At 66.9% G+C, this 13,722-nt stretch carries 11 protein-coding genes; 5 read left to right on the top strand and 6 right to left on the bottom strand.

Annotated elements, in window-relative coordinates:
- Positions 1 to 57: 57 nt before the first annotated feature.
- From lpdA to N800_RS06345, 4 genes are all read left to right on the top strand, one after another.
- A complete protein-coding gene (gene lpdA / locus N800_RS06360; RefSeq protein WP_036136112.1) occupies positions 58 to 1,500 on the top strand; it encodes a dihydrolipoyl dehydrogenase in 1,443 nt (480 codons plus the stop codon).
- Positions 1,501 to 1,597: 97 nt separating this feature from the next.
- Entirely contained in the window at positions 1,598 to 2,191 is a 594-nt protein-coding gene (locus tag N800_RS06355; protein WP_036136109.1) for an LOG family protein, read from the top strand.
- Between the two features lie 160 nt (positions 2,192 to 2,351).
- Complete coding sequence (locus N800_RS06350; protein WP_036136107.1) at positions 2,352 to 3,344, top strand: YhdH/YhfP family quinone oxidoreductase; 993 nt, start codon at positions 2,352 to 2,354, stop codon at positions 3,342 to 3,344.
- 71 nt (positions 3,345 to 3,415) lie between these two features.
- Positions 3,416 to 3,781 (top strand): response regulator, encoded by a 366-nt coding sequence (locus tag N800_RS06345; protein WP_036136106.1) that lies wholly within the window; start codon positions 3,416 to 3,418, stop codon positions 3,779 to 3,781.
- A gap of 39 nt (positions 3,782 to 3,820) precedes the next feature.
- Here the strand turns inward: N800_RS06345 and N800_RS06340 are convergent, their stop codons facing one another.
- A complete protein-coding gene (locus N800_RS06340; RefSeq protein WP_036136104.1) occupies positions 3,821 to 4,735 on the bottom strand; it encodes a DnaJ C-terminal domain-containing protein in 915 nt (304 codons plus the stop codon).
- A 121-nt stretch (positions 4,736 to 4,856) separates the two neighbouring features.
- On the opposite strand from N800_RS06340, the gene N800_RS06335 reads away from it, so the two are divergent.
- On the top strand, positions 4,857 to 5,339 hold the full coding sequence (locus N800_RS06335; RefSeq protein ID WP_036136101.1) for a peroxiredoxin: 483 nt from the start codon (positions 4,857 to 4,859) through the stop codon (positions 5,337 to 5,339).
- Between the two features lie 96 nt (positions 5,340 to 5,435).
- Here N800_RS06335 and gyrA read toward each other — a convergent pair whose 3' ends face one another.
- From gyrA to ligA, 5 genes are all read right to left on the bottom strand, one after another.
- Complete coding sequence (gyrA, locus tag N800_RS06330) at positions 5,436 to 8,078, bottom strand: DNA gyrase subunit A (protein WP_036136292.1); 2,643 nt, start codon at positions 8,076 to 8,078, stop codon at positions 5,436 to 5,438.
- A gap of 324 nt (positions 8,079 to 8,402) precedes the next feature.
- Positions 8,403 to 9,464, bottom strand: coding sequence for an S-methyl-5-thioribose-1-phosphate isomerase (mtnA, locus tag N800_RS06325; RefSeq protein ID WP_036136098.1), 1,062 nt, complete (start codon positions 9,462 to 9,464; stop codon positions 8,403 to 8,405).
- Positions 9,465 to 9,507: 43 nt separating this feature from the next.
- Entirely contained in the window at positions 9,508 to 10,263 is a 756-nt protein-coding gene (locus tag N800_RS06320; protein ID WP_198032484.1) for a DUF3011 domain-containing protein, read from the bottom strand.
- Between the two features lie 121 nt (positions 10,264 to 10,384).
- A complete protein-coding gene (gene epmA / locus N800_RS06315; protein ID WP_036136096.1) occupies positions 10,385 to 11,368 on the bottom strand; it encodes an EF-P lysine aminoacylase EpmA in 984 nt (327 codons plus the stop codon).
- Positions 11,365 to 13,713: an NAD-dependent DNA ligase LigA gene (gene ligA, locus N800_RS06310; RefSeq protein WP_036136093.1), complete on the bottom strand. Its 2,349-nt coding sequence runs from the start codon at positions 13,711 to 13,713 to the stop codon at positions 11,365 to 11,367. The genes epmA and ligA overlap by 4 nt, the downstream gene beginning before the upstream one ends.
- Positions 13,714 to 13,722 lie beyond the last annotated feature (9 nt).

Raw genomic sequence — 13,722 nt, 5'->3', positions numbered from 1 at the left:
CCGCCAACAGCTTCAAGGACGCGCCACGGCGCGCACGGCTGAACACCAGAGATCCCCATGAGCGAACAACAGAACTTCGACGTCGTCGTCATCGGCGGCGGTCCCGCCGGTTACCACGCTGCCATCCGCGCCGCCCAGCTGGGCCTGAAAACCGCGTGCATCGACGCCGCGCTCGGCAAGGACGGCAAGCCCGCCCTTGGCGGCACCTGCCTGCGCGTGGGCTGCATCCCGTCGAAGGCTCTGCTCGACAGCTCGCGCCAGTTCTGGAACATGGGCCATATCTTCGACCAGCACGGCATCAGCTTCGAGAAGCCCGCGATCGACGTGAAGAAGATGGTCGCCCGCAAGGACGGCATCGTGAAGCAGTTCACCGGCGGCATCGCGTCGCTGTTCAAGGCCAACAAGGTCGCCGCCTTCTACGGCTTCGGCCAGCTGCAGCCGGGCAACGTGGTCAAGGTCACCCAGCATGACGGCAGCGTCGTCGAGCTCAAGGGCACCAACGTCATCATCGCCGCGGGTTCGGACTCCATCGAGCTGCCGTTCGCCAAGTTCGACGGCGAGTGCATCGTCGACAACGTGGGCGGTCTGGACTTCGAAGCCGTGCCGGAGCGCCTGGGCGTGATCGGCGCCGGCGTGATCGGCCTGGAGCTGGGCAGCGTGTGGAACCGCCTGGGCGCCAAGGTCACCATCCTGGAGGCGCTGCCGGGCTTCCTGTCCGCCGCGGACGCCGAGGTTGGCAAGGTGTCGGCCCGCGAGTTCAAGAAGCAGGGCCTCGACATCAAGCTCGGCGCCAAGGTTTCCAAGGCCGAAGTGAAGGGCAAGGGCAAGAAGAAGGAAGTCGAGCTGACCTACACCGATGCGGCGGGCGAGCAGACCCTTGTGGTCGACAAGCTGCTGGTCGCCGTCGGCCGCCGCGCTGCAACCAAGGGCCTGCTGGCCGAAGGCACCGGCGTGCGCGTGAACGAGCGCGGCCAGATCGAAGTGGATGAGCACTGCCACACCGGCGTCGATGGCGTCTGGGCGGTGGGCGACTGCGTGCGCGGTCCGATGCTGGCGCACAAGGGCTTCGAAGAAGGCATTGCCGTGGCCGAGTTGATCGCCGGCCTGCCGGGCCACGTCAACTTCGACACCATCCCGTGGGTCATCTACACCGAGCCGGAAATCGCCTGGGTGGGCAAGACCGAAGAGCAGCTCAAGGCCGAAGGCGTGCCGTACAAGGCCGGCAGCTTCCCGTTCGCCGCCGTGGGTCGCGCCGTGGCGATGGCCGAGCCGGCCGGCTTCGTGAAGGTCATCGCGCACGCCGAGACCGACCGCGTACTGGGCATGCACCTGGTGGGCGCCAATGTCTCCGAACTGGTGCACGAAGGTGTGCTGACCATGGAGTTCAGCGGTTCGGCCGACGACCTGGCCCGCATCTGCCACGCGCACCCGTCGCTGTCGGAAGCCGTGCATGACGCGGCGATGGCCGTGCACAAGCGCGCCATCCACAAGGCGAACTGAGGCTTGGCTTGAGCCAGTCAGGCTGGAGCTGAATGCCGTGTCACGGACGGCGCACCCAACGGTGCGCCGTTCTGCGTTGGAGAGGAGGTAACACACAATGAAGTCCATTGCGGTGTATTGCGGTTCCAATGCTGGCGCCCGACCGATCTACACCGAGCGTGCGATCGCGCTGGGCCAGCAGTTGGCCCGCGATGGACTGACGCTGGTCTATGGCGGCGGCAACGTGGGATTGATGGGTATCGTCGCCGATGCCGCACTCGAGGCCGGGGGCGAAGTCATCGGCGTCATCCCCGAGCAGCTGATGGGCTGGGAAGTCGCGCACAAGGGCCTGACCCGCCTTGAGGTCGTGGCCAACATGCACGAACGCAAGATGCGCATGTTCGACCTGTCCGACGGCTTCATTGCCCTGCCCGGTGGCTTCGGCACCCTGGACGAGATGTTCGAGATGCTGACCTGGCGCCAACTGGGCATCGGCGACAAGCCTTGCGCCTTCCTCGACGTGGATGGGTTCTACACGTCGATCATCGCGATGATGGACCGCATGGTCGAGGAGCGATTCCTGCATCCCGACCAGCGCCGCGACCTGTGGCACGGCGATGGGATCAGCGCGATGCTGGATTGGATGCGCGGCTACCAGCCTGCGCAGGCCAGCAAGTGGATGGACGAGAAGCGTCGCAAGGCCCTGCGCTGACCCCACTGGCGACCACGGTCGCCGCCTTCCAGTCTTCACCTTGCTCGCCACACGGCGCCCGCCCCGCCCTCGCCGATGAAGCCCACACCTTCGTCGGATGCGGGACTTGGCCTGCGCGGTCACAATACGGATCCGCCCCGCACCACTCACGGACGCACGCATGACCATCCCCCACGCCTTCGACGCCTTCCGCATCCACAATGACGACGCCGGCTATCGCAGCGGCATCGAACGGATCGCGCTCGATGACCTGGCGCCGGGCGAAGTGGTCATCAAGACGGCGCATTCGTCCATCAACTTCAAGGATGCACTGGCAGGCACGGGCCAGGGCAAGATCCTGCGCCGGTTCCCGCTGGTGGGCGGCATCGACGTGGCAGGCCACGTGGTGGCGTCCACCGACCCCGCATTCAAGGAAGGCGATGCGGTGCTCACCACCGGCTGCGGCCTCAGCGAAACGCGCGACGGTGGCTACAGCGAATACGCCCGCCTGGAGTCGCGCTGGGTCATCCGCCTGCCGCAGGGCTTGAGCCTGCGCGAGAGCATGATCCTTGGCACTGCGGGCTTCACCGCCGCGCTGGCCCTGCTGCGCATGGTGGAGAACCGCCAGACGCCGGATCTCGGCCCGCTGGCTGTCACCGGCGCCACTGGCGGCGTCGGGTCGCTGGCCGTGGACATCTTCAGCCAGGCCGGCTTCGAGGTCCATGCCATCAGTGGCAAACCCGAGCATGCCGACTATCTCAAGGCCATCGGGGCCAGCGAGGTGTTGGGGCGCGACGCCCTGGCCACCACCCGCCCGCTGGAGTCGGCGCGTTTTGGCGGCGGCCTCGACAACGTCGGCGGCACGATGCTCGCCAGCCTGCTGGCCCAGACCACGCCCTATGGCAACGTCGCCAGCGCCGGTTTGGCCGCCACCGCCGACCTGCCCACCACGGTGATGCCCTTCATCATCCGCGGCGTGTCATTGCTGGGCGTGGCGTCCGCAGGGACCGCCCGCGACATCCGCGACGCGGTCTGGCAGCATCTGGCATCGGACTGGAAGCCGCGCCATCTGGAGCGCATCTGCACGCGTGAGGTCGCGTTGGCCGACCTGCCGGGGGTCTTCCCGACGATGCTGGCCGGTGGTTCCTTCGGCCGTACGTTGGTCACGTTCTGAGTGGTGCCCGTTCAGCAACGCTTGCGGTGTCTTCGCGCACCGCTACAATCGGCGGTAACAAGGGGGAGTTGATGGCGCGTATCCTGGTCGTGGACGATTCACCGGTGCAGCTGATGGGAATCCGTCGCATCGTGGAAAAACTGGGGCATGAGGCGCTCACGGCCGAAGACGGCGCGGCGGGCGTGGAGGCCGCCAAGCGCGAGCTGCCCGATCTCATCCTGATGGACGTCGTGATGCCGAACCTCAACGGGTTCCAGGCCACCCGCTCGATCTGCCGCGACGAGACCACCAAGCACATCCCGGTCGTCCTAGTGACCACCAAGGACCAGGACACCGACCGCGTGTGGGGCATGCGTCAAGGCGCGAAGGCGTACATCACCAAGCCCTTCAGCGAGGACGATCTGTCTTCGGTCATCGCCGAGCTGCTGCCGCGATAAGCCGGCGGGGGCATTACCCCCCTGCCACCATGCGTGGCCTCAGGCCCGCCGCCAGTCATCCCCGAACGCGTCGCGCAGGTTGGCGTAGGCCGCCTGCTGCGCATCCGTGTGCGCCTTCGGTGCCAGCACTTCCAATTCCACGATCTGGTCGCCGGTCGGATGCCGACCGCTCGCATCACCTGGCAAGCCGCGGCCGCGCAGGCGCAACTTGCGCCCCGCCTCGGACCCGACGGGAATCTTCAATTCCACGCGGCCACCCAACGTCGGAACGCTCAACGTGGCGCCCAGCGCGGCCTCCCATGGCGCGATCGGCAGGATGTAGATGACGTTGCGGCCGTCCACCTCGAACTGGGGGTGGGCGGCATACTCGATCTCCAGCAGCAGGTCGCCGTGCGCGCCCTGTCCACCCAGCCGGATCACCTGACCCGGCCGAACGCCCTTTGGCACGCGCACGTCCAGGGTCTTGCCGTTTACCGAAATGCGGACGCTGCTGCCTTCGTGAACGGCCTCCAGCGACACGGCCAGCTTGGCCCGGGTATCTCCGCGGGGCGCCGGACCACGGCCCGCCCCCGGACCTTGGCTGAAGCCCCCCCCACGTCCACGCCCGAACAGGCTCTCGAAGAAGTCGCTGAAGCCTCCTCCTGCACCGCCTCCGGCGAAGATTTCCTCGAAGTCGACGCCGCCAGGGGCGCCACCAAAGCCGCCCGGGGGGGGCTGGATGTCGTCGCCGGGGCGGTAGCCGCGCGCGCGCAGCTGGTCATAGGCCTGCCGCTTCTGCGGGTCGCGTAGCGCCTCGTAGGCTTCGTTGACGGCCTTGAACTTCTCCTCGGCGTCGGGCTCCTTGCTCACGTCAGGGTGGTACTTCCGCGCCAACCGACGATAAGCAGTCTTGATCTCGCCTTCGCCGGCCGAGGGTTCCACGCCCAACGTCTGGTAGTAGTCCTTGAACTGCATTCAGCGCTCCCACTTGTCCGCCGCCAGCTGCCCGCCGAGTGCGTCAATCTTAAGTGATCGACCTCATGCCGTGGGCAGAGGATACTGTGCAGATCGAAGCCCTCACCCACAGGAGCACCCCATGACCATCCAGGTCGGCGACCATTTGCCCGAGATCCCGCTGCAGCGCATCCGCGAGGGCGTCGAGATCGTCGATACCGCTTCGCTTTTCAATGGCCGTCGGGCGGTGTTGTTCGCGGTACCGGGCGCATTCACGCCCACCTGCTCGGAACGCCACCTGCCGGGCTTCGTCGAGAATTTCGAAGCGTTCCGCAGTCGTGGCATCGACGTCTACTGCATGGCGGTCAACGACGCCTTCGTGATGCAGGCGTGGGGCAATAGCCAGAACGTACCCGAAGGCCTGACCCTGCTGGCGGACGGCAACGGCGAGTTCACCCGCGCACTCGGCCTGGAGCTGGATGCCACCGGCTACGGCATGGGCATCCGCTCCAAGCGTTTCGCCCTGTACGCCGACCATGGCGTCGTGCGCCAGTTGCACGTCGAAGCCCCGGGCGAGTTCCGCGTTTCGTCCGCCGAGTACGTACTGGAACACCTGCCGGCCTGACTGCACGCACTGCTGCACAACCAGACGCAGACCGCATGAAAAAAAGCCCCGGCATTGGCCGGGGCTTTTTCATTTCAGACAGGACGGCCGGGGACGTCAAGCTTCCACGGTGCCCTCGCCGCCCACAGCGGCATCGCCACTGCTGATGGCACCGTTCTCACCCTCAACGCCCTCGTCGTCATCCAGCGAAGCATCCAGGCGCTCGATGGCCTGCAGCGTCTCGCCAGCGGCCAGGCGCATCAGGGTCACGCCCTGCGTGTTGCGGCCCACCTGCGAGATCTCGGCCGCACGGGTGCGCACCAGGGTGCCGCCGTCGGAGATCAGCAGCACGTCGTGGTGGTCGCTCAACTGGATGGCGCCCACTAGCGCGCCGTTGCGCTCGGTGGTCTTGAGCGCAATCACGCCCTGGATGCCACGGCCCTTGCGCGGGTACTCGTCCAGCGACGTGCGCTTGCCGTAACCGTGCTCGGAGGCGGTGAGGATGTCGCCCTCGCCATCGACCACGATCAGGCTGACGACACGGGCGCCGGCGGTGGCGTCGTCGCCCTCGCCTTCGCCCTCGGCCAAGCGCATGCCGCGCACGCCGGTGGCGGTACGGCCCATGGCACGCACCTCGTCCTCGTTGAAGCGCACGGCCTTGCCGTTGCTGGCGAACAGCATGACGTCGCGGTTGCCGTCGGTCAGCTCGGCATTGACCAGCGCATCGCCCTCGTCGAGGTTGATGGCGATCTTGCCTCGGGCCAGCTTGAACGCGAACTCGGTCAGCGGGGTCTTCTTGACCGTGCCATTGCGGGTAGCGAAGAAGACGTACTTGCCTTCCTCATACTCGCGCACCGGTACCACGGCCTGCACCTTCTCGCCGGCTTCCAGCGCGATCCAGTTGATGATCGGGCGGCCACGGGCGTTCGGCCCCGCGTCCGGCAACTGGTGCACCGGCAGCCAGAACACGCGCCCGGCGCTGGTGAAGGTCAGCAACGTGTCGTGCGTGTTCACCAGCCACAGCTGGTCGATGAAGTCCTCGTCCTTGGTCGACGCCGCGTTGCGCCCCTTGCCGCCGCGCTTCTGCGCACGGTAGGTGGTGACCGGCTGACGCTTTGCGTAACCGGCGTGCGATAGGGTCACGACCACGTCTTCCGGCGCGATCAGGTCCAGGATGTCGAGGTCTTCCTCGCTCTGGCGGATCTCGCTGCGGCGCGCATCGCCAAACTCTTCCTTGACGTTGCGCAGCTCCGTGCGGATCACCTCCAGCAGCACGTTCGGATCCTCGAGGATCTCGATCAGGCCGCGGATGGTTTCCAGCAACTGCTTGTATTCCTCGGTGAGCTTGTCCTGCTCCAGGCCGGTCAGGCGGTGCAGGCGCATTTCCAGGATCTGCTGCGCCTGGGTTTCGGTGAGCTGGTAACGACCATCGATCAGGCCAACGCCCTGCGGCAGGTCCTCCGGGCGCGAGGCGTCGGCACCGGTGGCCGCCAACAGCGCGCCGACCAGTCCCGGCTCCCAGGTACGCGCCAACATGCGCTCGCGCGCCTCATTGGGGTTGGCCGAGGTCTTGATCAGCTCGATCATCTCGTCGATGTTGGCGAGCGCGACGGTCAGGCCTTCCAAGATGTGCGCGCGCTGGCGTGCCTTGCGCAGCTCGAAGATGGTGCGGCGGGTTACCACCTCGCGGCGGTGGCGCACGAAGATCTCCAGCAGCTCCTTCAGGTTCAGCAGCTTCGGGCGGCCGTCAACAATGGCGACCATGTTGATGCCGAACACCGACTCCATCTGCGTCTGCTGGTAGAGGTTGTTGAGCACAACCTCGGCCGACTCGCCGCGCTTGATCTCGATGTAGATGCGCATGCCGTCCTTGTCGGACTCATCGCGCAGCTCGCTGATGCCTTCGAGCTTCTTTTCCTTGACCAGCTCGGCGATCTTCTCGATCAGGCGCGCCTTGTTGACCTGGTACGGGATCTCGGTGACGGCAATGGCCTCGCGGCCGTTGTCATTGACCTCGATCTCGGCACGGGCGCGCATGCGCACGCGGCCACGGCCGGTGCGGTAGCCGGCGATGATGCCGGCGGTACCGTTGATGATGCCCGCGGTCGGGAAATCGGGGCCCGGGATGTATTCCATCAGCCCGTCGACGTCGATCAGCGGGTTGTCGATCAGCGCGATCGTCGCGTCGATCACTTCCGAGAGGTTGTGCGGCGGAATGTTGGTCGCCATGCCCACCGCGATGCCGGCCGAACCGTTGACCAGCAGGTTCGGGATCCGGGTCGGCATGACCGTCGGCTCCAGTTCCTTCTCGTCGTAGTTGGGCTGGAAGTCGACGGTTTCCTTGTCGATGTCGGCCATCAGCTCGTGGCTGAGGCGCGACATGCGCGCTTCGGTGTAACGCATGGCCGCGGCGGAGTCGCCGTCGATGGAGCCGAAGTTACCCTGGCCGTCCACCAGCATGTAGCGCAGCGAGAACGGCTGCGCCATGCGCACCAGCGTGTCGTAGACCGCGGTGTCGCCGTGTGGGTGGTACTTACCGATGACGTCACCGACGATACGCGCCGACTTGTAGTACGGCTTGTTGCTGTGCGCGCCGAGTTCGTTCATCGCGTACAGGACGCGGCGGTGCACTGGCTTGAGACCGTCCCGGGCATCGGGGAGTGCGCGGCCCACGATCACGCTCATGGCGTAATCGAGGTAGCTCCTGCGCATCTCGTCTTCGAGGTTGACCGGGATGATTTCCTTGGCGAGTTCGGCCATCAGGTTTCCGTGTTCTGCGGTGATCGGCGCCATTGGCGACGTCGGCATGCGCGCGCACCCGGCGGGCCGGGACACGTCGCTTCGACGGCCGCTTCAGGGCGTGCGAAAAGGACATTCAATCCTATCACATCCCACGCCCTGTTTGACGCCGGTTTCCACGCAGAAACAGGCACTTACGCGGCATTCGGCGGGAATTTTCCGCGCCTGCCGGCCTGAGTGTCGACGGGGCTCAACCGGCTGCGACGCTCGCGCCAACGCGGGGGCACGGCGGCGCGCACCCACATTGCAGGGTCAGGCCATTTTCACCCGCCCGAAACTGAACCCTCAGGCGCTGAACGCGGCCTGCATCTTCGCCTGGTCGGGCCGCTCGATCACGCCCTTCTCGGTCACGATCGCATCGATCAGCTCGGCAGGCGTGACATCGAACACCGGGTTCCACGCCGCTATATCCGGCGCCGCGGTACGCACGCCGCCAATGGCGAACATCTCGCCCGGATCGCGCTCCTCGATGTGGATCGCATCGCCCGACGGCGTGGCCATGTCGACGGTGGACGAGGGGGCCACCACCATGAACTTCACCCCATGGTGCCGGGCCGCGATGGCCAGCGAGTAGGTGCCGATCTTGTTGGCGGTGTCGCCGTTCGCGCAGATGCGGTCGGCACCGACGATGACCCAATCCACCGCGCCGGTCTTCATCAGGTGCGCGGCGGCGGCATCCGCGACCAGGGTCGGGGCGATGCCATCCTGTTGCAGTTCCCACGCGGTCAGGCGCGCGCCCTGCAACCACGGGCGGGTCTCGCCGGCATATACCTTGGCGATGCGGCCCTGGGCCACGCCCGCGCGGATGACGCCCAAGGCCGTGCCGAACCCCGCGGTGGCGAGGGAGCCGGTGTTGCAGTGGGTCATGACGTCGCTGCCCGGGGCGATCAGCGCCGCGCCGAGCTCACCCATGCGACGGTTTGCGGCGAGGTCCTCGTCGGCAATGGACTGCGCTTCGCGCGTCAGCACGTCGCGCCAATCCGGTCCGGCGCCGCCCAGCACATTGCGCATGCGCGCCAGCGCCCAGGCCAGATTGACGGCGGTGGGCCGCGCGGCGTTGAGCTGCTGCATTGCGGGCTCGAGCTTGAGCGCCGCCTCGGCGCCGCTGTCGGCCTGGACATCGCGGGCTGCCAGCACCACGCCCCACGCGGCGGCGATGCCGATCGCAGGCGCACCGCGCACGGTCAGCGCGTGGATGGCCTCGGCGACGGCGGCACTGCCGGTGCATGCCACGTACTCGACCACGAACGGCAACTTGCGCTGGTCCAGCAGCTCTAGGCTGTCACCGGTCCAGCGGATGGGGCGGATGCGGTCGTAACGGTCGAAATCGAGGCGGGCGTCATTCATCCGCCAATTCTAGCGCGGCGCCCGTTGCGCAGCGCCGTTTGCGTCACTCGTTTCGGCCCAGGCCCCAACCCGGGTCGTGACGGTAACCCACTTCAAAATCGGCCCGGCAGCCTTCCTTCACCCAGATGCCGTTGCGATCGAATCGCCAGTTGTGGCCTTCGATGCAGGTCGTGCGCGAGATCTGCCGTGCCACGCGAACGCCGCCGCGGGTATTGACGGGACAGTGCTCCTGCCGGCCATCGTTGGATTCGCAGCGCACGACCTGGGCGGAACCGTGTTCATTACGCCCTTCGAAAGTCGTGATGCGGAATTCGGCACGGCATCCACCGCTTACCCAGACGCCGCGCGGATCAACGCCCCAGGTCTGGTTGCGCAAGCAGTTGCTGCGCGAGAGCTGGCGTACGAACTCGACGCGGCCTTCGGCGTCGGTTGCGCAGTGTTTCCAGCGGCCATCGTTGGACTCGCAACGCAAGGTGCGGTCAAGACTGCCCACGGGCCGGTCGTCGCCATCATCCGCACCATAACCGTAGGCGAAATCCGCGCGGCAACCATCGGAGACCCACACGCCATCGCGGCTCACCCCCCAGGTGCGGCCTCGCACGCATTCAGTCCGCGACAGTTGCTTTGCCACGCGAACGCCGCCGCGATGGCTGATGGGGCATTCGCGCAGCCGGCCATCACGCGATTCGCAGCGGACGGTGCCAGCACCCGGGGCATTGCCGTACTGGGCCAACGCCGTGGGCGCCGCGGCGATTGCGACGAGCCCGAACAGAACACCGGTCAGGTTGCTGCAGTGCATCAGCCAATCCCCTGTGATCGCCGTCATTACAGGTCAACTCTACCGCGACTGCGTGAACGCAAGCATGCGACTTCTTCTTTTCGGGACGGCCATCAGCCCTCGTTCACATAGCTGGCTGCATTCAGGCGCGAAAGAAGTCGAAAGCAAGCACGTCGGCTATGCGTGGGGTCCGCAGCAGCGACATCATCAGCCGGTCCACGCCCAGCGCGACACCCGCGCAATCCGGGAGTGCCTGGAGTGAGTCCAGCAGGCGTTCATCGCGCGGAGGCACGGCATCGCCCCGCGAATGTCGCACTGCAGCATCACGCTCGAAACGTGCACCCTGCTCCGCCGGGTCCGCCAGTTCGTGATAGCCATTGGCAAGCTCCAACGACCCGAGGTACAGCTCGAAGCGTTCGGCCACCGGATAGGTGTCGGTGGCGGCGTCGCCCGGCCGTATGCGGGCCAGAGCGCATTGCGTGGCGGGATAATCCACCACCGCCAGCATCGTGTCCGGGGCGAAGTCCGGCTGCAGCCGGTGGGTCATGAGCAGGTCGAGCCAGTCGTCGCGGGTCAAGCCCGCCGGATCGATGGCCACGGCGCCCATGGCCGCCTGCAACTCCTCCGTCGTCGCGGTCATCGGGTCCACACCCAGCCGCTCGCGGTAGAGGTCGCGGTAGGTCGTGCGCACCAGTCCAGCGCGGCGCCCGACCAGCGCCAACGCGGCATTGACCAGATCGGCCACCTCATCGACCAACCGATGGTGGTCCCATCCCACGCGGTACCACTCCAGCATGGTGAACTCGGGGTTGTGGCGGCCGCCCGCTTCGCCGTCGCGGAAGACGCGGCCGAGTTCGTAACAGTCACCAAAGCCGGCCGCGAGCAGGCGCTTGAGCGGATATTCCGGAGACGTGCGCAGCCAACGCGTGCGTGGACCGCCGTCGGTGCGGCCGGTGAACGCCAGCGAGAAGGAAGCGATATTGGGCTCGGTATTGCCGGCGACCGACATCACCGGCGTTTCCACTTCCACCACGCCACGCTGGTCAAGGTAGGCGCGCAAGGTCGCGTTGACCGCCGCGCGAAGCCGCAGGGCCTCGAAACTGGCGGACGGTCGCCAGTCGCTCATGGGGCCACGCCGTGCTCGGCGAGGAATTGCAGCAGGCGCGCTTCGTCCCAGATCTCCACGCCGAGCTCCTGCGCCTTGTCCAGTTTGGAACCGGCCGCTTCGCCAGCCACTACGAACGAGGTCTTCTTCGACACACTGCCCGCGACCTTCGCACCCAGCGTCTCCAGCCGCGCCTTGGCCTCGTCGCGCGTGAGCGCCGTGAGGGTTCCGGTCAGTACCGCGGTCTGTCCATCCAGAACCCCCGCCCCGCCGGTAACGGCAGCCGGGGTGATGGCGCTCAGCGCCTGCCGCGCGGCATCGGCCGTCGACAGCAATTGCGCATGTCGATCGTCGGCCAGCCAATCGGCCAGGGCCTTGGCAGTTTCGGCTGGAAGTCCCGCGCTCACGAAGTGGTGCTGTGGCGCGTCAAGCAGCGCGGTGGCGGTGCTGAAGGCAGCCGCCAACTGTTCGGCACGAACCTTTGTGATCTTCGGGATCTCCAGGTCGACCAGCAGCGTGGCAAATCCGAGCGCGCCATGCAGTTTGGGCGACGGTGCATGCTGGTCGCGCAGCACTACCCCACCCGCAAGCAATTCGTCGATGACGCGCTGGTTGCCGGGCTGGTCGAGGAAATGGCCGATGGCGCGCGCCACTTCGCCGCCGACGTCGGGCACGCGCTTGAACAGCGGCCACGGCAGGCGACGGATCAGCGACAGGTCGCCGAACCAGTGTGCCAGCGCCTTCGCGGTGCTCTCGCCAACGTGTTCGATGCCCAAGGCAAAAAGGAATCGCTCCAGCGTGGTGTCGCGGCTGCGGTCGATGGCGGCGATGAGGTTCTCGGCCCACTTGCTGGCCACTTTCCCCGCCTTGGCGGTCTCGGGCGTGGTGCCATCACGCTCGTCTGCGCGGCGCTTCATCTCCAGCAGGTCATCGAGCGTCAGCCGGTAGAGGTCGGCCACCGACGTGACGTAACCCAGAGCGCCGAGGTCCTCGATGAAGCGCTCGCCGAGGCCCTCGATGTCCATTGCGCGGCGGGAGGCGAAGTGGCGGATGGCTTCGTTTCGCTGCGCCGCGCACGACAGTTCGCCGGAGCAGCGCCAAACCGCCTCGCCTTCCTCGCGCACGATCTCCGAGCCGCACACGGGACACTGCGTGGGCATCTGCCAGACGGCTGCATCGGCGGCACGACCTTCGGGCACGACGCGCACGATTTCAGGAATCACATCGCCGGCGCGTCGCACGATCACGGTGTCGCCCAGGCGCACGTCCAGGCGCGCGATCTGGTCGGCGTTGTGCAGCGTCGCGTTGGTTACCACCACGCCCGCAACCTGCACGGGCTCCAGCCGCGCCACGGGCGTCGCCGCACCGGTGCGACCGATCTGGATGTCGATACCCACCAGCCTGGTCTGTTGTTCCTGGGCCGGGAACTTGTGCGCGATGGCCCAGCGGGGTGCACGCGACACGAAGCCCATCTCGCGCTGGCCCTCGTAGTCGTCCAGCTTGTAGACCACGCCGTCGATGTCGAATGGCAGGCGGTCACGCTTGTCGCCCATGGCGCGGTAGTAGCCCAACAGGCCTTCGGCACCGGCCACGACGTTGCTTTCGGCGCTGACCGGGAACCCCCACTGTTTCAGCAAGGCCAAGGTCTGCGAATGCGTGGATGGCAGCTCGATGCCCTCCACCACGCCGACGCCGTAGGCATAGAACGCCAAGGGCCGCTGCGCGGTGATGCGTGGGTCCAGTTGGCGCAGCGAACCTGCGGCACCGTTGCGCGGGTTGGCCAGCACCTTGCCACCGTCCTTGAGCGCGCGCTCGTTGTAGCCGCGGAAGGCCTCGAGCGGCATGTACACTTCGCCGCGCACTTCCAGCTCGTCGGGCCAGTCCCCGCCGCGCAGATGCAAGGGAATCGCCTTTACCGTGCGCAGGTTTGCCGTGACGTCCTCGCCGGTAGCACCGTCGCCACGCGTGGCGCCTTGCACGAAACGACCCTGTTCGTAGCGCAGGCTGATCGCCAGTCCATCCAGTTTGGGCTCCACGGAGAACCGTGGTTCGCGGCGATCCAGGCGTTCCTCGATGCGACCGACGAAGTCCCGCACTTCCTGGTCGCTGAACGCGTTGCCCAATGACAGCATCGGGATGGCGTGGCGGACCTCGGCGAACGTGCCCGAGGGCGCGGTGCCCACGCGCTGCGTTGGCGAGTCCGGCGACCGCAGGTCTGGATGCGCCGCTTCAAGCGACTCCAGCTCGCGCAGCAGGCGGTCGTACTCGGCGTCCGCAATGGACGGATCGTCGAGCACGTAGTAGCGGTAATTGGCATCCTCGAGCCGCTTGCGAAGCTCGGCAATGCGGGCGGCGTTGTCACTCATCGGCGTGGG

The sequence above is a fragment of the Lysobacter daejeonensis GH1-9 genome, from assembly GCF_000768355.1.
In the GTDB taxonomy this organism is placed as follows: Bacteria; Pseudomonadota; Gammaproteobacteria; order Xanthomonadales; family Xanthomonadaceae; genus Aerolutibacter; species Aerolutibacter daejeonensis.
This window is presented reverse-complemented; position numbering and strand designations above follow the sequence as displayed.